The following is a 24,709-nucleotide window of genomic DNA, read 5'->3' as shown; positions in this document are numbered from 1 at the left end:
CTCCGGCCTTGCTTTGGTTGCTGTATATATCGCAATATTGATTGCGTTATAAGCAACGGAGGAAGAATGAATCCAATCCTGGATTTCGGGATCGATACATCGAAGCTGCAGTACATCGGGGAAGGCCTGCAACGTCCGGAGTGCATCCTGGCGGAGAAGGATGGGACACTGTGGTCGGCCGATTCGCGCGGGGGTGTTGTTCGTCTGCGGCATGACGGCAGTCAGCAGATCATTACCCAAAAGATCTCATCGTACTTCGCGAAAGCCGACAGCGAAGCGACCCGCTACCTGACCGGAACGCTGCCGAACGGTCTTGCCTTCGCCGAGAACGGCGACATCCTGATCTCGAACTTCGGCACCGACCGCCTGGAGATTATGACCCGCACGGGAGAATCCAAAGTGCTGGCCGACAGCATCGAGGGAGAAGCAATCGGCAAGGTCAATTTCGTTCTGCGGGACTCGAAGGGCCGTATCTGGATCACGGTTTCCACCAGGATCAAGAACTGGATGCACGCATTGCGTCCCGATCTTCCCGATGGCTACATCGCCCGCTACATCGATGGCAAGTTCCGCATCATGGCCGAGGGCTTCCACTTCACCAACGAGATCCGTATGGATGCGAAGGAAGAGTATATGTATGTCGTCGAGACGACGGGTGGCTGCATCAGCCGTCTTCGCGTTCACGACGACGGCACGCTGGGCGAGCGCGAGATCTTCGGCCCCAGCAGCCTCGGGACCGGCGCCTGGCCGGATGGCATTGCCTTTGACAGCATCGGCAATCTTTGGGGCACCTGTGTCTACTCGGACAAGCTCTTTGTGCTTACGCCGCAGGGCGATCTGCGTGTCCTGCTGGATGAGGGAGATCCGGTCAAAGTAAAGGCGCTCGAAGACCAGTTCCGGGCCGGCGCTGTGACAGAGGATGTTCTCTTCGCCACGGGCCGAGGTATCGCTCCATGGATGGCCAGCGTCACCTTCGGCGGTCCAGATCTGAAGACCGTCTATATCGGTTCACTGCGGGCACACAATATCCCGTACTTCCAAAGCCCGGTTGCGGGACTTCCCATGGTGCACTGGAATAATGGAACGGAATTGAATGATTGAATAAGTGAATGATGGAATGATTGAAGGATTGAACAAGGCCTTGCTCGTGCACAGCGCATCCGCTTCGCACCGAAGGTGCGAATGCCTTGCTTAAGGGGACGGCTTCAGCCGTCCCGTACAGGTTCCACGAAAACAGCGGCTTTAGCCGCTGAGGTACGGGGTTTCTCGCTTGTTCCGAGAACACTCGATAGAAATGGACAAGCTGACCTCAGCGGCTAAAGCCGCATCTCTTCTGGGCTCAGTACGGGACGGCTGAAAGCCGTCCCCTTAAGCAAGGCATTCGCGCATAGCGCGAACTGAATTGATTTTCCTTCTACACTGATGTGCCGGTTATGAGATTCGAGCGAAGCTCGGACCCCTTATTCAATCATTCAATTCTTCTATCATTCAATTACTGTGCGCCGCTGCATATCTGTCACTGCCTCCTGCACTGCCTCGAAGGAGGTGTAACGGGGCTGATAGCCGAGCAGTGTCTTCGCCTTTTCGATACTGCAGTTCGGAGAATGCGCGATGTGATCCCACGTTGCGCGCGCATCTTTCTCGCTGACCATCGTCGTCCACGTCTCCCAGGAATAGAACTCCAGCCGCGGCTCCTGGCCGAACCAGCGATACATTCCCTCAGCGAAGCCTCGCAAGGTCAAAGCTGCAGCAGAGACCACATGGAAACTCTCTCCCAGCGCAACGCTTCGGTGCGCCAACGCCTGTACAAATGCCTGCGCCACATCGTCAGCATGTACATGGTGCACGGTCTCCAGGCCCAGGTTCGGCAAAGGCAGTGCACCGCCCCGTGCAAGCGTGGTGAAGACATCTGGGTTGAAGTTGCCCTGCGGATTGATGGGATTCCAACCGGTGCCGACCAGGTGACCGGGATGCAGCAGCGTTGCGGGGAAGCCTTTGGTTCGTGCCAGCCGCAGCAGATAGTCTTCGATGGCAGCTTTCCGGATGCCATATTCGCCAAATGGCGATCGTGGAGCATCTTCGGCCGTCGGCACCTGGCAGCTATGGCCGTGAATCCAGATGGTGCCACAGTGCAGAAAGTGCTCCAACCGGCCCAACAGCGCCTCGGCGAGCTGAGCGGCACTCTCCGGTGTGTAGCAGGTCAAGTCGATCACGGCCTGCGCATTCAGCGCCACGATGCGCTCGCCGAAGTTGCCGGCAGCCTCCTCCGCATCACGGTCCAGCACGACGTGCTGGACGTACTTCCACGCCTGATCGGGCCGATAGGGAGACTTCACGCCACGGGTGACACAGAAAACCTCGTGTCCCGCGCGTACGAGCCTGGGTGTCAGATAGCTGCCAATGTGGCCGGAACCGCCGATGATCACAACGCGCATAGATCGATTGTCTCCGTTTTGCAGGTACTACGGACTGCTTGACGATAGCAGGAACCACTCCATATACTTTGCTCCACATAACGCAATTAATATTGCGTATTATGCAAATACTCTTGCATGGAAGGACCCGGCGATGAGCATGCCTGTACTGTCGACTGCTGTCTCCAGATCTGTCTCAGGAGATCTCTCGCTGCACCGCGAGTCGGTATATCGCGAGGGCATACTGAAGCTGCTTGCCATTAAGGACTCCGACATCCGCATCCTTACGCTGGAACAGAGCCGCGATGCAGTGGATAAGGGGCTGCACTCTGGCGGCGCTTTCTCGGCTATTCTGCCCATGGTGACCCTCTTCTACGGCGGGTTTCTGCGCCTTGACATCGAAGATCCCACGCGTCGTGGACAGGACATCTTCACCCTCAGCAAGGGACATGCTGTCGCGGCAATGGCCTCGATCTATGCGGAGTTGGGTTACTTCTCCGCCGACGTGCTGAAGAACTCCCGCTCACACAGCAGCCTGCTGAACGGCCACCCTGGCCCGGTCCTGCCCGGAGTCCATATTGCTACTGGCCCCATGGGGCAGGGAATTGGTGTTGCGGAGGGCTTCGCTGTTGCCGGCAAACGCAGCCCGCGCTTCGATTCCTACTGCATGGTGGGTGATGGAGAGCTGCAGGAGGGCTCCTGCTGGGAGGTCATCATGTATGCCTCGCAGCATAACCTCGAGAATCTGTGTGTTCTGGTCGATCGTAACCACGGCCAGCTCGATATTCATGACCGCATGCTCTATCCCATGCCCCCGCTCGCCGATGTCTTCCGGTCGTTCGGATGGAATGCCTTCAATGTGGACGCCACCGGCTTTGACGGAGTCTTCGATGCATTGACTGCCTTCCGCTACGGTCCGCGGAATGGAAGGCCGACCGTGATCGTCTGCAACTCCAAGAAAGGCTTTGGAGCGTTCTCCGACTTCCTGAACAAGCACAAGGTCACAGTGCCCGACGCCCTGTTTGCGCAGGAAGTGGAGATGCAGCAGAAGCAGCGTGCGGCGCGGGCAGCCGAGTTCCGTGATCTGCTCGACAGCCTTCCCGGAAACGACTCCGTCCACGAGCTGCTGTTGCAGGCTGCTGCCGGCATGAATCTTGCAGTCGACGACAGCGTCGGTTTCCTCGGGCAAGTGATGAGTCCGGTTCTGACAAAACGAGTTCCGCCGCGCGATAAGCAGATCCGCTACGACGCTGCCGCGCTTCCCAAGCTCGACCGTAACAAGAGCTACAGCGCCGCTGAAGTGGTGACAGCGGGGATGAAGGTCTTTGCCCGCGATCCACGTGTCGTGTCGATTGACTCCGACCTGGCTTCGACCAGTGGTCTGGAGAGCGGTATCGCCGCAGTTGACCAGGCGCGTGCTCTCAACGCCGGTGTCGCCGAAGCGAACATGATGCTGATGTCCGAGGCATTCGGAGCGCTGGGCTATAACGCCTGGTGCAGCACCTTCTGCCCATTCTTCAACTGGCAGGTGCTTCGCCGGATTGCAGTCGGGCACCAGGAACGTCTGGAGACGATGGAGGCCGCGGACGGCTGGCTGAGCGAGGGGCACGGCCTCGACATCACCTTCCTGGCCACCGCCGCTAACTTTGAGACCCGCACCAACGGCGCCACCCACATGGGCAACGATGACGCCACGACCTTCGACGCGGTCGCGCATCTGAAGATCATCGATGTCTCCTGTCCGCAGCAGCTGCTTTCAATCATGAAGTGGGTGATGGAAGGGAATAAGGGCCTGGTGTATGTGAGGGTGATGCGTACGCCCTCGGCAGTGCTCTATGACGGTGACTACGAGTTCGAGTACAGCAAGGGCTACGTTCTGCGGCAGAGTGAAAGTGACCGCGCCATCGTGATCAGCGCCGGCAGGGGAGTGCATGAGGCTCTTGGAGCCGCTGATCTGTGCGAGAAGGCGGGTGTGAATGTGATGGTTGTGGATATGCCATCGGTCGATGACGAGCTCTTGTTGCGGTTGTATGAGACCGGCCTTCCCATCTTCTTCGCCGAACAGAACAACGGATATCTCTGGCAGAACTTCCTCAAAGTGCTGTATCGCCATCGCGATTCCGCCAGGCTCGATTCGCTCAACCGTGTCTTCACGGTGAACACGCTGGATGCAGACGGCAACAAACAGTTCATCCACTCCGCCACTTATGAAGAGCTAGTTGAGGTCTTCGGTCTGACGCCTGCAAAGATCGCGTCGGCGGTACAGCAGGCCGTTGCGGGGGACTAAGGGAGACTTATGGCAGTCAAAGTAATTCATGAGAGCGCGGTCGAAGAGCTCGATCTACCCGGCAGAAACCTGCGCTGGGTGGTCACGCCAAAGAACAGCGACGCGAAGTACTGTTCGATGGCGGTCATCCGCGTAGCTCCCGGAGAAAAGGTACGCCCCGCCCACTCGCATCCCGATGGCGAAGAGGTGATCTACATCCTGAGCGGCCACGGCCGCGTGCTGGTCAATGGCGAGGTTGCGGAGGTGCAGACCGGCTCCGCCGTTCTCTTTCCTCAGGGCGAGATCCACATGCTGCAGAACCTATCCGATGTGGAGATGAAGGTCGCGTGTTTCTTTGCTCCACCGGCAAGTCTCAAGAACTATGCCTTCTTTGAAGACGTCGACTTTCCAGATGCAGGTTAGTGTGCGGTCTCAGAAGTTTTTGTCGTAACGTTGCCGTCCTGAAGGTTCGGGGTCCCCAGCGAACTTGTTCGCTGGAATGAATTATTCGAGCGCAGCTCGAATCGGTGGGAGCCGTGGGCTTCAGCCCACGGTTTACGGGGTCATCAGAAATTGGGCTTTTAGCCCTGGGCTTGGTTCCAAATTTCAGCAGAGGGCCCGGGGCTAAAGCCCATTCTGTTTTGTGCATTATCAGCGGGCTGAAGCCCGCTGCTCCCACCCAACTAAGGTCAAGGAATCAAGCCAACGATGACTCGCAGAAGTCGTGCGTTGTCACGCATACCGCCACGGCATCGCCCTGCATACACGCGCTGGCGTGCTCTTTTGCGAAATTCCAAGCCGCAAAAAATGCATGAATTCGCCTCTCGACAATGCCACATCCCGGTGCTAGGATGGCTCCGTTTCAAAAATGGCTTTTGCATAATACGCAATCTAAATTGCAGCTTATGCGACAGCAGCCAACATTCTTCGAGGCTCGACATAAATGAGACGGTCGTACCTGTTAGCAGCTTCCGCATTGTCCGTAAGCATGTCTGCCGGGCTTGTCGCGCAGTCCCCAAGCTTTGCTCCTGATGGCATCTTTACGGGCTCGTCTCTGTCTGGATGGCAGCAGGTGGGCGGCGCGCAGTGGTCCGCCTCGAATGGCGAGATCACCGGTACCGGCAGCGGGCTGCTGGTCTTCAACAAGCCTGCACAGGACAGTGCCGTTTATCTGCAGTTCCGCTGCGAAGGCGAATGCAATGCGGGCATCATGATGCGCACAGCCAAAAGCGCAAGCGGTATGAGCGGAGATCTGCTCTCGATCCGGCCGCAGGAGCTGGCCGGCTACCATGCCACCTTCGATGAGTCCGGCAAGCTGGCGGACCATACCCAGCTTCGCTTTGCCGGAGGCCAGATTCGCTTTGCGCCTCCTGCGCCCGCTCCTGGCACACCTGCCCGTCGTTTCAATCCTCCTGAGCCTGTGCCGATGCCAGCGGGGGTAACGGCGCCTCTGCAGCGTCCGGTTCATGGTTTACGCGCCGGTGAGTGGAACGACGTAGAGGTGCTTCTCGATGCCGATATTCTGCGGGCATTCTTCAACGACGGTGGAGATGCCGTAAGTGTTGCGACCGAAAACATGAGTGGCTATGGTCCGTTCGCGCTCTACGTCGGGAGTGGGACCGTTCACTTCCGCGCCATCGCCTACAAGGACATTGCGATCAAGACTCTGCCCAGAGAGCAGGTCAGCCCTAACTTTCGTATGCAGCGGATCAACGAGTTCTATTACGGCTGGTCGGCTGCGGCTGCCGATTTCAATCATGACGGCAAGCTCGATATCGTCTCCGGCCCTTTTATCTACTTCGGGCCTGACTTTACTCAGTCGCGCGAGATCTATCCCGCGCAGGTCGTGAACGCCTCTACCAACTACTCGATGGAGGACTGGGTGCAGCACGCCGCAGACTTCACCGGTGACGGATGGCCTGACGTGATTACTACCAGCCACGCGGGTGGCGGTCAGACAGGAGCCGTGCTCTACGTCAATCCAAAGGGAGAGTCACGGCGCTGGGAGAAGTTCACCGTCGTCGCTCCTATCGACAGCGAAGAGACGGTGCTGGCCGATGTCGACAAGGATGGCAAGCCGGAGCTGGTGTACATGGGCGGCGGCTACATGTGCTACGCCAAGCCGGACCCCTCGAACCCTACCGGCAAGTGGATCGTTCATAAGGTCAGCGAGCATGGTCCCTGGCCCGCGCATGGCGTCGGCGCCGGTGATGTCAATGGCGATGGGCGTATCGACATCGTCGGCGCGTACGGTTGGTGGGAACAGCCTGCCCAGAACGACGCCGAAACGAAGTGGACCTATCATCCCGCTCCTTTCGGGAAGTGGGGACGCACCTCCGCCGGCGGCGCGAAGATCGGTGTCTACGACATCAACGGTGACGGACTCCCCGATGTCATCACCTCCATGCAGGCGCATGGATGGGGCATCAGTTGGTTCGAGCAGAAGCGGTCCGCCTCCGGCGAGATCACCTTTATCCCGCATCAGGTCATGGGACATCTTCCATCGGAGAGTGCAGGCGGCGTGGTCTTCACCGAGCCGCATGCTTCCACGATCGCGGATGTGGATGGAGACGGCATCCCTGACTTCGTCGTGGCCAAGCGCTACTGGTCCCATCTGGATGACTACTACGATCCAGATCCCTACGGTCCTCCGGTGCTGTACGTGTATCGCACCGTCCGCGACAAGAAGAGCCCCGGTGGCGCGCGCTTTGAGCCGGAGCTGGTTCATAACCTCTCCGGTGGAGGATCGGATGTTCTGGCGGTCGACCTGAAAGGGGACGGAAACATCGATCTTGTCACCTCCACGAAGAGTGGCACTTACATCTTCTGGAGCACAAGACAGCAGAAGAAGACCGGCAGCCAATAACCGGCGATCGGAATCATTGATTCATTTTCTGGTGCGAAGCCGCAAGAGCAATTAAGCAGCCGGCGCTTTGTCGCAGGCAGTTGAAAAAAACAAACCGGGGCCGCAACGGATACGGCCATTTGGGAGGAACGCAATGAAAGGTATCAAATTAGCACTCCTGTGCATGCTCCTTCTGTGTCTGGTGGGGATTGCTCCTCACGCATGGGCACAGAGCGCTGCCGGGTCTGTGGTGGGTACGGTCACTGACACGAGTGGATCGGTAATGCCGGGCGCCCAGGTAACACTGACAAACAATGCAACTGGAGACAAGAAGGTCATTACCACCGCTGATAACGGCGACTTCCAGTTCCTATCTTTGATTCCCGGTGAGTACACCCTCACGGTTGAGAGGAGCGGTTTCAAACGCTACACCCACAACCCTGTTGAGGTGCAGGTCGCTCTGGCAACTCGTGAAAATGTAGAGCTCGCGATTGGTGAAACAACGGAAGAGGTTACCATCACCTCGCAGGCGCCGATCATTCAATCGGAGAATGCCTCTCTTGGTCAGGTCGTTCAGGGCAAAGCCGTGACCGACATACCGCTGAATGGAAGAAACGTTCTCGCACTGGTCGGCCTTGTTCCCGGAGTGGTTCCGCAGGGCAGCTCATCGGGCAATCTGACCGGCCAGAACGTATTCGCTGCCGGTAACTATCAGATCGGCGGTGGCAGCGCCAATCAGAGTTCCACGCTCTACGATGGCGCGCCGGTGAACGTCTCCTATGGCAACGCCACGATTCTTGTGCCGTCGCAGGACGCTGTCCAGGAATTTCGCGTTCAGACCAGCAACAACACGGCCGAGTACGGCATGTACACCGGCGGCGTTATCAACATCGCCAGCAAGTCAGGTTCGAATAAGATCCACGGAACCGTATACGAGTACGTCCGCAATACGATCTTTAACTCGACCCCGTACTTCGCAAAGCATACCGATGTTCCGGCAAACGTCCTTGGCAAGAACCCCTACCACCAGAACCAGTTCGGTGGGAATGTCGGCTTCCCGATCTTCAGAGATAGGGTCTTCGGCTTCTTCGATTATCAGGGTTACCGGCAGGCGCAGAAGCGTCTCTATAACTACACTGTGCCGACAGTGAAGATGCGCGCCGGCGATTTTAGTGAGCTGTGCACCATCAACTCCGCAACCGGTTATTGCGCCAACGCAGCGGGCAGCCCCGCTTCCGTAGCCACCGCCGGACAGATCTATGATCCATGCGGTGGTACTGCATCGGCTGGCCAGGGGTGTGCCGGCTATACCGGACCGCGCACGCCGTACGCGAACAACGTCATTCCGCAGGCTCGCTGGAGCAAGGTGGCCACCAACCTACTCGCCTTCCCGTACTACGCGCAGCCCACACGTTCCGGAGTGACCAATAACTTTGTAGCCTATGCCGGCTCCGGCGGCACGAACGATCAGTACAACGGCCGCGTCGATTTCAAGATCAGCGATAAGCAGAATCTCTTCGGCCGTTATACGCAGTGGAACTCAAGCAACGCCGCATCGGAGCCGTACAAGAACGGGCTTCGTTCCGGTGACCCCATCTCGCCCGAGTCGTTCAAGACCTATCAAACGGTCATCGGTGACTCCTATATGTTCAGTCCGACCCTGGTGGGCGATCTGCGGCTCTCCTTCACTCGTTGGAACTACGTCCGTACGCCCGGAACGTTGGGATATGACGAAACCAAACTCGGCTTCCCGTCGTATATGGGAACCATCTCCGGTCTGAACAACGTGCCGAGCTCGACCACTGTTCCAGCGATTGCTCTGTCCAACCCGACGGTCAACGGGATCGGCACCGGTTACATCTTCTCGGTCAATAACAATTACGTCATTGCTCCGACCATTACGAAGACCATCAGAGCCCACACCATCAAGGCCGGTGTCGATCTGCGCCGCATGGAGATGAAGTACTTCCAGAACAACAGCCCGGGTGGATCGTTCCAGTTCAATCCCTTCATGTCATCGTTCGCAAACAACGCGGCAGGCGGACATCCCTTCGCCTCCTTCTTGATGGGTTACATGGTTGATCAGGCATCCTCTGCCAGTGTTGTGCAGATCGCTCCGCCGACCTTCAGCACCATCTACTACCAGGGCTACTACGTGCAGGACAACTGGAACCTGACGCCGAAGCTGACTCTGAATGTCGGTCTGCGCTATGAGATTCCGGGAACCTTCCGCGAAACCAACAACCTGATCGCCACCTTCAATCCCAACGAGGTAAATCCAGTTCTCGGTGCTATCACGATCAACGGCCGTGCAATTACTGGCGCCTATGATCTGGTTTCTCCAGGACAGGGGACGCGCGACGAGCACTTCACCAACTTTTCGGGACGGCTCGGCCTGGCATGGAGACCTGATGACAAGACGGTCATTCGCGCCGGGTGGGGCAAGTTCGTGATTCCGGCAATCCTGCAGTTCCCGGAATCGCCGGTACAGTCGCCTCTCTCATACATCACCAATAACCCTGTAACGACGCTCGACTCCGGCAAGACTCCAAACGCTACGCTGGATAACCCATTGCCCAGCGGCATTACGCCCGCTCCCGGCCGGGGCGCTAATTACCAGAACCTGCTGCTTGGCGGCTCCGCCAATGCGCTGCAGAAGTATGAAGAGAACGGCGCCACCTACCAGTGGAACTTCGCCATCCAACGCCAACTTCCGCTCGGTGTTGCCCTGGAAGCGGCTTATGCAGGTCTGCACGGATCTCACCTGCCGATCAGCCACAGCATCAACCAGGTCGCAGCCTCGTATCTGAACCAGGCCGCAAGCGATCCCAACTGCGTGGGTTCAACCGCGAACCTGTCGAGCGCCTGCTTCCTCACCAAAACCGTTGCGAATCCGTTTAACCGATCGTTGTTCAATCAGGGGTCGCAGCAGTATGCAACCATCAACTCCACGCAGCTCTATCGTCCGTTCCCTCAATACGGCGCCATCTCTAATACGGGTAACTATGTAGGCGTCAGCAACTACAACGCGCTGCAGATGAAGATGGAGAAGAGGTTTACCTCGGGCGGCGTGCTGCTCGGCTCGTATACCTTCTCGAAGCTGCTGGCAAATGCCGAGTCGCTCACCTCGTGGCTCGAGGCAACCGGAGCTCCCGGTTATCAAAACAACAACGACCTGGGTGGAGAGTACGCGCTCTCCGGCTATGATTCGCGCCAGCGTCTCACCGTCAGCTACGTCTACTCACTGCCATTCGGCTACGGGCAGCACTTTGCCGCCGGCGTCAGTGGCGTGATGGACAAACTGGTCTCCGGCTGGGGCTTCAACGGCGTCACCACCTTCCAGAAGGGATATCCCCTGGGCGTCACCATGGCCTCAAACACCGTCAGCACCTACTCGCTTGGCGGTACGACACGTCCGAATGTGGTCCAGGGTTGCACTAAGACCATTGGAGGCAGTGTGCAGTCGCGGTTGGGAGATAAGTTCTCCAACAGCGGATACTTCAATACCTCATGCTTCGTTGCTCCGGGCAACTTCAAGTTCGGCAACGAATCCCGTACCGATAACACACTGCGTGCTCCAGGCATAGCGAACTTCGATCTCGCTTTGTTCAAGGACACGCACATCTCCGAGCAAGTGATCCTGCAGCTTCGTGTCGAGTCGTTCAACCTGTTCAACCGTGTCCAGTTCGGCGCGCCGAATACCTCCATCGGCTCGGCGCAACAGGGACAGATCACAACCCAGGTAAACGAGCCCAGGCTGCTGCAGCTCGCTGCCCGTATCAACTTCTAAGACGTTGTACACGCCCCCTGTGCCGTGCCGCGAAAGCGGCACGGCTATTTTTTGTTTGGGGCAGAGCGGCGGCAACTCGACAGCCCATATTCTTCCAGGCCTGTCATCCTGAGCATACGGAGCCTCCCAGCCAGCTTGCTGGATGGGGTGTTTAGCGAACGACCTGCTTGGTACCATTCTTCGCTTTCAGCGAAGAACAGTATCGCGCGTAGCACTCCGATCTTGCCGCTGACATGCCCTCAGCGGCTTAGAGCCGTCCCGTACAGAGGCGAAGAACACGCGGCTTAGCCGCTGAGGCACCGAAGCTTGGTCACTAATTCTCATGAACTTCGCTCGAATCTCTCCCTACCGCAATGCAAACACACTAATCGTGCAATTCGCGCACGCCGCCGCCGGACGATGTTCTTTCGCATCCCTGATCTGATGATCGAGCGATGAGAGGTCCGCCTTGCGGTGCTGTGCCTGCAGGAACTCCCGGTATTCATACATCGAATCAAGTACGAGCGGATGGCCTTCGCCGAGCCTTGACTTCATCATGGCCATGCCGCTACGCAAGGTCTGATCAGCGGTGGAGACATCTCCTGTCTTCCACTGCGCAAAGCCTAACGCCATAGCGGCGTGTGCCTGTTCCAGCGATCCGGAAGGGAACTCCTTCCTTGCAACTTCGTCGGCTTGCTTTGCTGCCTGCAGACACTCCTGGAGCTCCGATTGGTTGCATTTTGCAAAGACCAGCGTGATCAATGCGGCGAGCATGGTGTTGCCGTGCCTCGCCGTGTACTGCGGGTGCTCGGCCGTAGGAGCATCCATATCATCGGGCTCCGGATTGACAGAGAGCGTGTCGTAGGCGGCACGAGCATGCTGCTCTGCCTCTTTGAAACGATGGCGCGCCAGCAGCACCTCGGCGAGATGTTCGTGGCCACGGGCAAGGTCAATGGGATTGCCCATCTCTTCGCGAAGATGAAAGGCCTGTGTCCTCACCTTCTCTGCGTCGGCAATATTGCCGAGCTCGAGATAGATACTCCCAAGATTATCGAGGGCTGTGGCATAGTTGTCGCGTGACTGCGGCGATTGTGCCAGCAAGGGCAATGCGCGTTCATAGGCATGTTGTGAACCGGCAATATCGCCGATGTCGTGATAGGACGCGGCCAGTACCGCCCATAGATAGCCTTGTCGCGCAGGTGGATCATTTCGCTGTTCGGCTTGCTGAATCAGCTTGCGATACATCTGCTGCGTCGTCGCCGGTACAGGTTTGGCGGTACGTTCTGTACTGAGGCTCGCTTGCATCGCGGGACGTGCGTACGCGATAGCGCTATCAAAGAAGAGCAGAGGAAGTGCCGCAACGATGAGCCAGATCATCGCCAGGCGTTTTATCGCATTTTTCCTGTTGCTGGGTATCCCGGAAAAGGCGTGCAGCGGCGTTTTCATTGCGGAAAACGCCCATGGATGCGGACGCCCTACTCTGTACCTACAGGGAAAATGCTTTAAGACGCAAGGGGCTATGCGAGCAGTCGACATGGGAGTGCTCCTCAGAGATAAGGTGTGAAGCCTATAGATCCTGATTTCGAGCTAAGACTGCCGCGCGGTATTGCGACGTACGCCCGCTGATACGTTCCATTGGGGACGTTGGTTCCGCGCTTTTAGAAAAATCGCGAATTTTAACGTAGGGAATTCCGTACCGGTTCGCAGCGACGGCGGGTGCAGCCGCAGGACGCGGCCTGATACCAGTGTGTGTCAGGTGGCCAGCGGCCGTGCGCTCTCTGAGTGCCTGGAGCTTCTCCACGCAGTCAGCGCCAGGTACCACGCCGGCCAGCTCAGCGCCCAGTTAGGAAGCCATGCGCCGGGACTGCGCCACATGGGAATCGTCAGTAGCGTGATACCGACTGCAAGCACCAGCGCCGCAGGAAAGTAAATGCGTGTGAGCCGCAAACCTCGATAGACTCCCCACGCTGCGGGAAGAAGAAAGAGCAGTAGGCAGAAACGTGAGAGTGACTCCACATGAAAACGCGCCATGCAGAAGACGCAGGGAAGCGAAGACATCAGCACACTGATGCGAACGGTCTTGCGTGAAATGGATCCCATCACGAAGCCGCCGGTCCACGACCAGCCGATCAGCAGAATTACATTCCAGATCAAAAGGGCGACGCCTGGTCCAAGTGCGAGGCCCGTGTTCTTCAGAACCGTGGTATTGAACAGCCGTTGATAGGTCGCGCTGATTGAGACCGACAGCCCCATCAACAGCAGGCTGCACGGCAGCGCCAGGCCGAAGGCAGCAACCCACGGCGCCAGATTGCGCCACGGCGTTGCGTGACGGCGAATCGCAAGACCCATCACATCCAGCATGGCTGACCATGTGCTTTCACGTGTCTCCGCCAGATCGCCAAGCACTGCCTCACACTCATTGCGTTCCAGAAGACGTGAAGCGATGACTTCCACCATGGTCCAGCCTGTCATAGAACACTCCTGCTCTGGTTTGCCACCCATGAGGCTCCGCGGCTGATCCGCATCACCGTCTCATAGAACTCTTTCGCCGCGTTCACACCGCTGGGTGTAATGCTTACCATGCGCTTGGCGCGGCCACCGCGTTCGGGTGTGGCATCGCTCATCCAGGTCTTCAGCAGACCTTTCGCCTCCAGCCGATCGATGGTGGTGTACAGCGCACCAATCGAACAGCTTCGGCCGCTGGCCTCAATCTCTTCGCGGATGGTAGCGCCATACGCCCGCTCGCCAAGCCCCGCTGCCGCCGTAATGATCAGGTACTCAAACTCTCCAAGCATTGTTAGTACTACATTGTGTGAGTAATGGATGCGAGTGTCAAGGCAGGCAGGAAATTTCTTTTGGGAGAAGCGCAGAGGTGCGGCCTCGACGAACTTGTTCGCTGGGTGGTGATGCGGAACGTGAGTGGGAGATTCGCGGGAAGCGCGATCTGGTGGGAGCAGCGGGCTTCAGCCCGCTGAGATACGCACAAAAAACGAATGAGGGTTTAGCCCTGGGCCTTTTCTTGCAGATGAAGAAAGGCCGGAGCTAAAGCCCAATCTCTTACACGCTACATATGGGCGGGCTGAAGCGCGCCCCTCCCACCCAATCCTAGGCAGGCAAATAGATTAGCCACACCCCTTCATTTCACCCGCTTCAACACCGTAATCGGAATCGATCCATCCGGCCGTGCCGCGACCTTCCACGAGAGAACATCTCCCTGCAGCTCATAAGCCCGCACCTGCGTCGTGTCATCCTGGTTCGGAACCGAGGCACGATCGATGTGGAAGCTGATGGTGTGCTTTGCTGTATCGACGGTATAGGTGCCGAAGTGAACACTCATCTCAGTTGCAATCGCGCGATACTCCTCCGGCGTGCCTTTCAGTCTGTCGCCCGAGGCAAACTTCACACGGTCATTGCGATAGATCTGGACGGAGTAATGTCCATCGGCGGTAAAGATCACCAGGCCATGGGGATCCGGCCCGTAATCGGAGACTCTCGTCCCATCCGGCATTAGCTTATCCGCAGCGGTGAGGATCCATGTGCCTACGATCGAAGATGTCTGTGCCATGCCTGAGAGCGGGGCAAGCAGAAGTGCAGTGAGCAGGAGCAGATGCCGTTTCATGGGGCAACTCTAACAACGCGCCACTGCAAGAACAATTTGATTGTTTTCACCCAACACGTAAGCGCAGCTTATGCTTCTTCGCGGTCTGTGTCTGTGAGGCCAGCGCTGCCTGCACAGCTTCCGTCAGCAGGATCTTCATGCGATCGGCCGCAACACCCATGGAATGCGGATTGCGATGAACCGTAACCGGCAGTGCGCCGAGCGCAGGCAAGCCGAAGAGCGACGTTGCCGCGATCAGGCCCTCAGGAAGGCGTAGCCCAGTGCGCGCCGTAATGCCGAGACCTGCAAGCAGCGCAGCCCACAGGCCTTCAAGGCTGGGACTACTGGCGGCGACGCGATATGGCGTTGTGGCCGTCTCCAGATGTTCGATGGCGCGGCGGCGGAAGGCGCACTGTGGCCCAAGCGCAGCCAGCGGCAGAGGATGATGCTGGGGAGGCACAAAGTTGGAAGCAGCAATCCAGACGATCTCAAGCTGTCCGATGGCCTCGGCGGCCGCGCGTGCCTCATGTCCGATCACCACGGCAAGGTCGAGCTGCGCTGCCTCTACCGCATCGGCCAGCGCTGCGTTGCCTTCGATGCGCAGTTCGACCTGCATACGCGGATACAGCAGGGCAAAGTGTGACAGCGCGGAAGGCAGCGCCGCGACAAAGTCCTGTGTGCAGCCGATGCGAATGTGTCCGGCAATGTTGGCGCCCTGCATCGTATCCAGCAGTTCGTCGTTGAGCGACAGCATGCGGCGTGCATAAGCGAGCGCCACCACTCCCTCTTCGGTCAGGGCAAGACCGCGGCCACGTTTCCGAAAGACGGGAGCTCCCAGCTCCTCCTGCAGCCGCTTCATCTGCAGACTTACTGCCGAGGGCGTGCGCCCCAGACGTTCTGCCGCCAGCGCCAGACTGCCAAGGTCGTTTGCAATGGTGAGGGTGCGCAGCGTGTCGAGATCGAGTGTAAGCCGTGTAGCCATCGTGCGCGTAGTGTAGCCGAAGGCGCGTAGAAATGGCCCATGCTCCAGGAACATGGGCCATCTTCAATCATTCAATTCATTCCATGATTCAATTTCTCTTCAGCTCTGGATAAACGTCAGCAAATCCGCATTGATCTGGTCGGTATGAATCTGCGCCATGCCGTGCGGGTATCCCGGGTAGATCTTCAACTGGCTGTTCTTCACCAGCTTCGCTGTCAGCACACCGGCGTCAAGGTAAGGAACGATCTGGTCATCATCGCCGTGCATCACCAGGGTGGGAATGTCGATCTTCTTCAGGTCTTCGGTAAAGTCCGTCTCAGAGAAGGCCTTGATGCAGTCGTACTGCCCCTTGATGCCGCCCTGCATGCCCTGATACCAGAAGTTCTTGCGCACACCTTCTGAGACTGCGGCACCAGGACGGTTGTAGCCATAGAAGGGAAGCGTCAGATCCATGTAGTACTGCGAGCGGTCGTTCACCACTCCGTTGCGGATTGCATCGAAGGCATCGACCGGCAGCCCGCCTGGATTCTTCTCGCTCTTCAGCATTACCGGAGGAACAGCGCCGATCAGTACCGCCTTAGCAACGCGGCTGGTGCCGTGGCGTCCCAAATAGCGTGCCACCTCACCGCCGCCGGTGGAGTGGCCCACAAGCACGGCGTTCTTCAGATCGAGCGCGTCGAACAGCGCCGCCAGATCGTCGGCATACGTATCCATCTCGTTGCCGTCCCACGTCTGGTCTGACCGTCCATGGCTGCGGCGGTCATGCGCAATGACGCGATATCCGCGCTCGCCGAGGAAGAGCATCTGCGCATCCCACGCATCTGCGTTCAACGGCCAGCCGTGCGAAAACACAACCGGTTGTCCTGAGCCCCAGTCTTTGAAGTAGATTGTGGTGCCGTCTTTCACGGTGATGGTCTTCATGGTCGTCTCCATTTCTGGTTAGCGGGTTGGAGGTGTTTGACTGTTCAGGGACGTACGTGGTCGGATTTCATTCAACGCTGGTAACAGACGCATGTACACCCACGGAGAGGCATAAAAGAAGCCACACTTTCGTGTGGCTGATTGATACCCATACACCGGGTGCCCCATATCTCGGCGATGCCGGGATGCGGGAGATTCGAGCGAAGCTCGAACCGTCTTTTTTGTTTGTCATTTCGTCGGGGTCTCCAGCCAGCTTGCTGCCTGGGGTGAGGAGTAGCGGAGAAATCTGCTTCTCTCACTTCCCCAATGTCAAAACATATTCGAGCTCGGCTCGAACATCCCACCCATCGCTACGCAATCGATGGGGCACCAATTCGTGTAGCTCACTAACCCTCAGGATCGTAGTTCAGATTCGGCCCCAACCACCGCTCGACTTCACTCAGCGTCCATCCCTTACGCTGGCTGTAATCCTGCGTCTGATCGCGATCGATCTTACCGACACTGAAATACCGCGACTCCGGATGCCCGAAATAAATGCCGCTGATGCTCGAACCCGGCCACATCGCGTACGACTCCGTGATCATGATGCCCGTCTTCGCCTGTACATCCAGCAGCTTCCAGATCGTGCCTTTCTCCGTATGGTCAGGACTTGCGGGATATCCCGGAGCCGGACGGATACCGCGATACTCTTCCTGGATCAGCTCTTCATTGGTGAGATTCTCTTCGCAGCCATAACCCCACTCCGCACGCACACGCTTGTGCAGGCACTCGGCAAAGGCCTCGGCCAAGCGATCGGCCAGAGCCTCCGCCATGATGGCGCTGTAGTCGTCATGCTCTGCGCGGAAGCGGTCGCAGAGCTCGCGCAGGCCAATGCCGCTGGTGACAGCAAAGGCGCCGACGTGGTCCTGCAGTTCCGTTTCCTTCGGAGCAACAAAGTCTGACAGGCAGCGGCACGGCTCCTTGCCTTCGCGGTTCACCTGCTGGCGCAGGAAGTGGAAGCGATCCAGAGCTGTAGAGCGCGTCTCATCGGTATACAGCTCAACATCGTCTCCGACAGCGTTGGCAGGCCAGAAGCCATACACCGCCCGTGCCGTAATCAGCTTACCCTCAATGATCTTGTCCAGCAGGGCATTGCCTTCGGTGAAGATTTGCCGGGCTTGAGCTCCTTGTTTTTCATCATCCAGAATGCGAGGATAGATCCCCTTCAACCCCCAGGCATGGAAGAACGGCGACCAGTCGATAAACTCACGCAGCGTTTCCAGCGGGAAGTTATCCAGCACACGAACACCGGTAAACGACGGCTTCGAGATATCCTCCGCGCGCCACTCGATCGGTGTACGCCGCGCGCGCGCCTCATCAATCGGAACAGCCTTCAGCTTCGGAGCAGCGTGAGCCTTACGTACGCCCTCATACTCGGCGCGGTGCTGGTCGATGAAGCTCTGCCGGCTCTCTTCGCTCAACAGGCTCGTAGTGACCGGCACAGCACGGCTTGCGTCCAGAACATGTACTACCGGCTCGCTGTAGTGTGGAGCGATCTTGATCGCCGTATGCGCACGGCTGGTGGTTGCACCGCCGATCAGCAGCGGAATCCGGAAGTTCTGCCGCTCCATCTCGCGGGCGACATGCACCATCTCATCGAGCGACGGAGTAATCAGGCCGCTCAGGCCGACGATGTCAGCGTTCTCGGCCTTGGCGCGTTCGAGGATCTTTTCGGCGGGCACCATCACGCCCATATCGATAACCTCGTAGTTGTTGCAGGCCAGCACCACACCGACGATGTTCTTGCCAATGTCGTGCACGTCGCCCTTGACGGTGGCCAGCACAATCTTGCCCTGCGTCTTTACCTCAATGCCGGCAGCGGCCATCGCCTCCTTCTCGGCTTCCATGAAGGGCGTCAGATAGGCGACAGCCTTCTTCATCACGCGAGCCGACTTCACCACCTGCGGCAGAAACATCTTGCCCGCGCCGAACAGATCGCCAACGATGCCCATGCCCGCCATCAGCGGACCTTCAATCACCAGCAGCGGTCTGCCCAGCTTCGCACGTGCCTCTTCCGTATCGACAGCAATATAGGTGTCGATGCCTTTCACCAGAGCATGCGCCAGCCGGTCTTCGACACTGCCGTTGCGCCACTCTTCAGTCTTCTTCTCGGTCGTCGTGCCTTCAGCTGTGGATGAGGCCTTCAACTGCTCTCCGAACTCCACCAGCCGCTCCGTGGCATCGGGCCTGCGATTCAGCAGGACGTCTTCAACCAGCTCCTTCAGCTCCGGCTCAATCTCTTCGTACACCTCAAGCATGCCGGCGTTGACGATGCCCATATCCATGCCGGCAGCAATGGCGTGGTAGAGGAAGGCAGCATGCATCGCCTCGCGGACCTTGTTGTTGCCGCGGAAGCTGAATGAGATGTTGGAGACACCGCCGCTTACCTTGGCATGCGGCAGGTTCTGCTTGATCCAGCGGGTCGCGTTGATGAAGTCGACCGCGTAGTTGTTGTGCTCCTCCATGCCGGTGGCAACCGTCAGGATGTTGGGATCGAAGATGATGTCTTCAGGAGCGAAGCCGACCTCGTTTACCAGGATGCGGTACGCACGCTCGCAGATGCGGATCTTGTCTTCGTAGGTAGCGGCCTGCCCCCGCTCATCAAAGGCCATCACGACGACAGCTGCGCCATAGCGCAGCACGGTTGCGGCGTTCTTGCGGAACTTCTCCTCCCCCTCTTTCAGCGAGATGGAGTTCACGATGCCCTTGCCCTGCATGCACTTCAGGCCGGCAACGATGACCTCCCACTTGGAGGAGTCCACCATGAACGGAACCTTCGCAACTTCGGGTTCACTGGCCAGCAACTGCAGAAAGCGCGACATGGCGGCGACGCCGTCGATCATGCCCTCGTCCATGCAGATGTCGATGACATTGGCGCCGTTCTCCACCTGCTGGCGGGCGACGCCGACGGCCTCTTCGTACTTGCCCTCTTTGATCAGCTTGGCAAACTTCGGCGAGCCGGCGACGTTGGTGCGCTCGCCGATCATGATGAAAATGCCGGGCTGTTGGGTGAAGGGCTGCGATCCTGAGAGGCGAAGAGGTCTAAATTCTGTCGTGTCGATACTCATCCCCGGGCTCCCACAGCCTCCGGCTCCTGATGGTGTTCCAGCCTACGGGGTTCCTGGTGTGCCAGGGCCTTGGCGATGGCGGCGATGTGCTCCGGCGTATTGCCGCAGCATCCGCCGGCGATGTTGATCAGTCCACCCTTAGCGAAGTCGCCAAGATAACGGCCCATATCGGCGGGCTCCAGATCGAAGCCCGTGGGCGAAAGCGGATTCGGCAGACCGGCATTCGGATACGCCGAGATAGCGACATCGGCCTTACTGGAAAGCTCTTCCAGGAACGGATACATCAGGTCTGGGCCAAGCGAGCAGTTCAGGCCCACCGAGAGCGGCTTCACATGCTTCACGGCATTCCAGAAGGCCTCAACCGTCTGCGCGGAGATCATCGTCTCGCCGCCGCGGCCAACCGCCGCCGAGATCATGATGGGCAGCTTCTTGCCGTCCTCTTCAAAGACCTCCTGAATGGCGACCAGTGCCGCCTTGGCATTCAGTGAGTCGAAGATGGTCTCCACCAGCAGCAGATCGACTCCGCCGGCAATCAGGGCGCGCACCTCTTCCGAGTAAGCCTTCTTCACCTGGTCGAAGGTCACAACACGGAAGCCGGGATCGTCCGCATCCGGCGAGTTCGATAGCGAGACGGTCAGCGGTCCGATGGCTCCGGCGACAAAGCGCTGCCGGCCGGTGTCATTGCCGACGCGGTCGGCCCACTCGCGGCACTGCCGCGCCGACTGCTCATTGATCTCCCAGGCAAGCGCGCTGAGCGAAGCATCGTCGATAATCTTCTGATAGAACTCCGGGTCTTTGCGGCCGCCGTGCTCACGCGGATCATCAACAAAGAACTCGCTCTGCGCGATGCTGGTGGCCCCAAAGGTATTGGTCTCAATGATGTCCGCACCGGCTTCGAGGAAGCGGCGGTGAATGTCGCCGATCATCTTCGGCTGTGTCAGTGAGAACAGGTCGCCGTTGTTCAGCAGATCTTTGGTGGCATTCTTGAAGCGCTCTCCACGGATATCGGCTTCTTTCATCCCGTAGGTGCGAATTGTGGTACCCATCGCTCCATCGATGATGGCGATCCGATTTTCCAGAATCTTCTGAAGTGGATGCTGTGGATTGCTCATAGCTTCCGAATGCCCCCATATCCTGACCCACGCAACGGCATCTGTGAGCCACTCTTCATTATCTCATTCATGGCAAGCGGGGGTAGGGAAGCCCGTAGATTGAAACCTGGCCTCGGTGAAGAAATGCCGATGCCTTTTGCGATGCACCTCGTCTTACCTCTGAAAGGTCGGAGGGCCAAAACGATGAGGGTCTGGCATGGAATGCTGGCGGTTCTGCTAAGTACGTCCGCATGGACCCAGGCGCAACAGGCCCCGGTAGCGATCGATTTACAGTGCACCAGAAGGCATATGGCATCTGTTCATCAGACCTTAGGGCTACGGACCACAATTTCCAATAACACGGACGAAGTTCTTTTCTGGCCGAGTCTACGGTATGGGGCGTTCGGGGCCTATCTCGTGATTACAGATGAGGCCGATCACCGGATCTACCCGAAGGGATGGTCACCGGGTGGAGCGTATGTTATTCATGGCGGCGGCTCCCTGTTTGTCCCTCCTCACAAAGTCGCGATGGACGAGATCGATCTAGGCGAGTTTTATGACCTGTCATCGGGAACGAAATATATGGTATTCGTCACGCACCGATACAAAGGTGTCTGGGTCGAATCGAACCACCAAATATGTGTCGCTCCTTAGCGCAACCGATCTTCCTCCTGGTCTACGATGGTCTGGCACAAAAAGGAGCATCATGATGAAGCTTGAAATTCGCAGCATCGCGGCGGCAATTCTGCTGACCGCAGTCTCTGCCCTGGCGCAGAACAATCCGGAGGCTGTTGGGGTCGATAAGACCACTATCCTCGGCCCCACGGTCTTCAAGTTCGACCAGTTACCGGTAACGAAGAACGCCACTGGCGAGGTTCGCTCCGTGGTTAAGCAGCCGACAGCGACCGTCGATCAACTGGAGATGCACATTACCACGCTGAACCCGGGCCAGACGTCACACCCCGCACATCGTCACGTGAACGAAGAGCTCATCATCATGGACAGCGGCGAGTGCGAGACGCTCTCTGACGGCAAATGGATCAAGGTGACCAAAGGCGACATCATCTTCAACGCCTCAAACAGCCTGCACCAGTTCCGCAACGTCGGCAAGGTTCCGGCTCAGTACCACGTCATCAATTGGTCGCCGAATAAAGACAAGAAGTAGATCAGGAGACTACTCCGGGAGGCTGCCGCCAGAAGCGTACAGCCAGCAGGATCAGCGAAGCAGCAAACAGCAGCTCCAGCACCGGACGCGCCTGTGTGGCAATCGACATGGCCGCGCCGCCTCCCATCCATACGGCAAGATACGCGGCGATGCAGAACGGACACTTCGGCAACAGGAGCAGCAGCACCCCGGAACCGGCGGATGCGCCCGCGTTCTTCCACCACCGCCGCAACATGCCGGGTTGTGAGACCACACGACAGCAAGCCCGATCGTTTCTCCGTAAGCAATTCATCTTTTACCTCACATCCAATACGCACCACTCAGAGTGCCCCATATCTCGGCTACGCCGAGATATGGGATATCAAGCGAAAGCTCGATCCGGTTTTCATTTCAAGTCTGTGGCTGAAACCCACCCATTGCTACGCAATGGATGGGGCACCCAGTGTTTGGGTTTCTCAAGCCCGCCCATACTCATCCCGGCGCTTCCACCAGATCCCACTCTCATTCCGTCCCTTCGGAGCGCGATCGAGCCACTGATACGCTCCCCACAAACCATCCAGACCGCGGGCATAGGTGGAGTAGGTGTGATACACAACACCGTCCTCCATCACAAAGGTGCTCATCCCCGGACGCTCGCGGATATACGTCGGTCCATCCGTGCCGCACATCGTCGCGAACTGCACCACCGGAGGCGGCAGCGTATCCATCGTCTGGCGGCTGCGGCGATAGTTGTATTCAAAGCCGCCCTGCCTCTGCTGCTCTTCCGTGATGGAGACGTTGAAGTCGTGATTGAAGCTGCTGTCGTGCGACGAGGCCCACGGGAAGCTCCATCCCATCCGCTGCTTGTAGGCATTCAGCTTCGCCAGGGGAGCCAGCGATACGGCGCACAACGTCACATCGTGGTTCGCCAGGTGCGGCACGAAGCCATTGAAGCCGTCCGCGATCATCGAGCAGGAGGGGCAGCCCGCTTCGTAGTTCGGCCCAAACATGAAGTGATAGACCATGAGCTGCGACCGCCCCTGAAAGAGCTCGGGCAGCGAGACGGTGCCGCCGTCGGTATCGAACCGGTACTCCTTATCGACGCGCACCCACGGCAGCTCTTGCCGCATCTGCGCCAGCTCATCGCTGCGTTGTGTCAGTGCCTTCTCGGCCTCCAGCAGTGCGATCCGCTCCGTCAGCCACTCTTCCCGCGTTCCTATCTTGTGCTTCGTTAATGTCGGCATTGGTTTCTCCCTCTCGTCGGCGCGCCTATCCGGCACCGAGGATGAGATAGATTTAGCGCAGGGCAAACGCGGGGTGGGAGTGACAACTGTGGCGGGATTCCGATGGACTCATTGATCACAGCCGCAGCGCGTGCCCTCGCCGCCGGTGACCCGCTCGGGGCGCTGAAACGCATCTCTCTCCGCGACGACCCGCCGGCCCTCGCCCTTCGGGGTATCGCCATGGCTCAGCTCGGTGACCTCTCCCGGGCAAAGATGTTGCTGCGCAACGCTGCCCGCGCCTTCGGTCCCAGGGAGGCTGTTGCCCGTGCCCGCTGTCTTGTCGCCGAGACCGAGATCGCCCTGGCCTCACGCGACCTGGGCTGGTCTGCAAAAACGCTCGATGCCGCCCGGGCTGTGCTGGAATCGCACGGCGATCACCTGAACGCCGCCCACGCGCGCTATCTCGAGGTCCGCCGGCTGCTGCTGATCGGCCATCTCGACAACGCCGAGGAGCTGCTCTCCACGCTCAACCCTGAACTTCTTCCGCCCGCCCTGCGAACTGTGCACCAGCTGGCCGCCGCAGGTATCGCAGTCCGCCGCCTGCAGACCAGGCCCGCTCGCACCGCACTCGCCCGTGCGGAGAAGGCCGCTCGCGAGGCACGCAATCCCATGCTGCTCGCCGAGGTGGAAAACGCCTGGAGCACGCTGAAGACACCCGCCGCCCGCCGCATTTCCGGCGGCGAAGAGCGCCCGCTGCTGCTGGAAGAGGTGGAGGCTCTCTTCGCTTCAAAGGCCGTAGTCGTGGACGCCTGTCGTTACGCCGTACGCAGCGGCAGCACCATCATCCCGTTGACCAGCCGGCCGGTGCTCTTCGCGCTTGCGCAAGCTCTGGGAGAGGCGTGGCCCGGCGATGTCTCACGCGATGTGCTGCTGGCCCGTGCCTTCGGAGCCAGGTTCGTCGACGAGTCGCACCGTGCCCGCCTGAGGGTGGAGATCGGCAGGCTGCGCCGCATGCTTAGTCCCATCGCCGGCATTCATGCGACCAAGCAAGGCTTCGCCCTTACGGCCTCACCCAGGCGCGAAATTATCGTGCTCGCCAGACCGGTCGAAGAAGAACATGCCGCGGTGTTAGCCTTTCTGGCGGACGGAGAATCGTGGTCCAGCTCCGCGCTGGCTCTGGCCATGGGAACCAGCCAACGCACCGTGCAGCGCGCGCTCGATTCACTTGCGGCATCGGGCAAGACACAGTGGTTTGGACATGGACGCGCCCGCCGCTGGATGACGCCGCCTTTGCCGGGATTCACGACGACGTTGTTACTCCCAACTTCTATCCCTGGTGACTAGGATTC

General features: G+C 58.6%; 18 protein-coding genes. 7 read left to right on the top strand and 11 right to left on the bottom strand.

Annotated features, from left to right (window positions below; genetic code table 11):
* Positions 1-66: 66 nt before the first annotated feature.
* Positions 67-1,101 carry an SMP-30/gluconolactonase/LRE family protein gene (locus OHL21_RS13550; protein ID WP_263417815.1) on the top strand — a complete coding sequence of 345 codons (1,035 nt, stop codon included), beginning with the start codon at positions 67-69 and terminating at the stop codon, positions 1,099-1,101.
* Positions 1,102-1,484: 383 nt separating this feature from the next.
* Here the strand turns inward: OHL21_RS13550 and OHL21_RS13545 are convergent, their stop codons facing one another.
* Positions 1,485-2,435 carry an NAD-dependent epimerase/dehydratase family protein gene (locus tag OHL21_RS13545; RefSeq protein ID WP_263417814.1) on the bottom strand — a complete coding sequence of 317 codons (951 nt, stop codon included), beginning with the start codon at positions 2,433-2,435 and terminating at the stop codon, positions 1,485-1,487.
* A gap of 133 nt (positions 2,436-2,568) precedes the next feature.
* Between OHL21_RS13545 and OHL21_RS13540 the strand changes: the two genes are divergently transcribed.
* The 4 genes from OHL21_RS13540 to OHL21_RS13525 all read left to right on the top strand — a co-directional run bounded on the left by OHL21_RS13540 (position 2,569) and on the right by OHL21_RS13525 (position 11,315).
* The gene (locus OHL21_RS13540) at positions 2,569-4,701 is read left to right on the top strand and encodes a transketolase C-terminal domain-containing protein (RefSeq protein WP_263417813.1); all 2,133 of its coding nucleotides are present in this window, start codon (positions 2,569-2,571) and stop codon (positions 4,699-4,701) included.
* 9 nt (positions 4,702-4,710) lie between these two features.
* The gene (locus OHL21_RS13535) at positions 4,711-5,103 is read left to right on the top strand and encodes a cupin domain-containing protein (RefSeq protein WP_263417812.1); all 393 of its coding nucleotides are present in this window, start codon (positions 4,711-4,713) and stop codon (positions 5,101-5,103) included.
* Between the two features lie 520 nt (positions 5,104-5,623).
* Entirely contained in the window at positions 5,624-7,546 is a 1,923-nt protein-coding gene (locus tag OHL21_RS13530; RefSeq protein ID WP_263417811.1) for an FG-GAP-like repeat-containing protein, read from the top strand.
* A gap of 133 nt (positions 7,547-7,679) precedes the next feature.
* Positions 7,680-11,315: a TonB-dependent receptor gene (locus OHL21_RS13525; protein WP_263417810.1), complete on the top strand. Its 3,636-nt coding sequence runs from the start codon at positions 7,680-7,682 to the stop codon at positions 11,313-11,315.
* A 345-nt stretch (positions 11,316-11,660) separates the two neighbouring features.
* On the opposite strand, the gene OHL21_RS13520 is transcribed toward OHL21_RS13525, so the two are convergent.
* The 8 genes from OHL21_RS13520 to OHL21_RS13485 form a co-directional block, all read right to left on the bottom strand.
* The gene (locus tag OHL21_RS13520) at positions 11,661-12,671 is read right to left on the bottom strand and encodes a tetratricopeptide repeat protein (RefSeq protein ID WP_263417809.1); all 1,011 of its coding nucleotides are present in this window, start codon (positions 12,669-12,671) and stop codon (positions 11,661-11,663) included.
* A 375-nt stretch (positions 12,672-13,046) separates the two neighbouring features.
* The gene (locus tag OHL21_RS13515; RefSeq protein ID WP_263417808.1) at positions 13,047-13,766 is read right to left on the bottom strand and encodes a hypothetical protein; all 720 of its coding nucleotides are present in this window, start codon (positions 13,764-13,766) and stop codon (positions 13,047-13,049) included.
* Positions 13,763-14,089 (bottom strand): PadR family transcriptional regulator, encoded by a 327-nt coding sequence (locus tag OHL21_RS13510; RefSeq protein ID WP_263417807.1) that lies wholly within the window; start codon positions 14,087-14,089, stop codon positions 13,763-13,765. The genes OHL21_RS13515 and OHL21_RS13510 overlap by 4 nt, the downstream gene beginning before the upstream one ends.
* Positions 14,090-14,430: 341 nt before the next feature.
* Positions 14,431-14,913, bottom strand: coding sequence for a lipocalin-like domain-containing protein (locus tag OHL21_RS13505; RefSeq protein WP_263417806.1), 483 nt, complete (start codon positions 14,911-14,913; stop codon positions 14,431-14,433).
* Between the two features lie 46 nt (positions 14,914-14,959).
* Positions 14,960-15,928, bottom strand: a complete 969-nt coding sequence (locus OHL21_RS13500; RefSeq protein ID WP_263417805.1) for a LysR substrate-binding domain-containing protein — start codon at positions 15,926-15,928, stop codon at positions 14,960-14,962.
* Positions 15,929-15,973: 45 nt separating this feature from the next.
* Positions 15,974-16,795 (bottom strand): alpha/beta fold hydrolase, encoded by an 822-nt coding sequence (locus OHL21_RS13495; protein WP_263417804.1) that lies wholly within the window; start codon positions 16,793-16,795, stop codon positions 15,974-15,976.
* A gap of 386 nt (positions 16,796-17,181) precedes the next feature.
* Complete coding sequence (gene metH / locus OHL21_RS13490; protein WP_263417803.1) at positions 17,182-19,902, bottom strand: methionine synthase; 2,721 nt, start codon at positions 19,900-19,902, stop codon at positions 17,182-17,184.
* Positions 19,899-21,014: a homocysteine S-methyltransferase family protein gene (locus OHL21_RS13485; RefSeq protein ID WP_263417802.1), complete on the bottom strand. Its 1,116-nt coding sequence runs from the start codon at positions 21,012-21,014 to the stop codon at positions 19,899-19,901. Before OHL21_RS13485 ends, metH begins: the two co-directional genes overlap by 4 nt.
* A gap of 685 nt (positions 21,015-21,699) precedes the next feature.
* Here OHL21_RS13485 and OHL21_RS13480 point away from each other — a divergent pair.
* A complete protein-coding gene (locus tag OHL21_RS13480; RefSeq protein WP_263417801.1) occupies positions 21,700-22,158 on the top strand; it encodes a cupin domain-containing protein in 459 nt (152 codons plus the stop codon).
* Position 22,159: 1 nt separating this feature from the next.
* Here the strand turns inward: OHL21_RS13480 and OHL21_RS13475 are convergent, their stop codons facing one another.
* Both OHL21_RS13475 and OHL21_RS13470 read right to left on the bottom strand, forming a co-directional pair.
* Positions 22,160-22,411 (bottom strand): hypothetical protein, encoded by a 252-nt coding sequence (locus OHL21_RS13475; RefSeq protein WP_263417800.1) that lies wholly within the window; start codon positions 22,409-22,411, stop codon positions 22,160-22,162.
* Positions 22,412-22,613: 202 nt separating this feature from the next.
* Positions 22,614-23,381 (bottom strand): DUF899 domain-containing protein, encoded by a 768-nt coding sequence (locus OHL21_RS13470; protein WP_263417799.1) that lies wholly within the window; start codon positions 23,379-23,381, stop codon positions 22,614-22,616.
* Positions 23,382-23,483: 102 nt separating this feature from the next.
* Between OHL21_RS13470 and OHL21_RS13465 the strand changes: the two genes are divergently transcribed.
* Complete coding sequence (locus tag OHL21_RS13465; protein ID WP_263417798.1) at positions 23,484-24,704, top strand: helix-turn-helix domain-containing protein; 1,221 nt, start codon at positions 23,484-23,486, stop codon at positions 24,702-24,704.
* Positions 24,705-24,709 lie beyond the last annotated feature (5 nt).

Origin of the sequence: Terriglobus albidus, from assembly GCF_025685425.1 — a bacterium.
GTDB lineage: Bacteria > Acidobacteriota > Terriglobia > Terriglobales > Acidobacteriaceae > Terriglobus > Terriglobus albidus.
The sequence above is the reverse complement of the archived record's forward strand: the minus strand, read 5'-3'. Positions and strand labels throughout refer to the sequence as shown.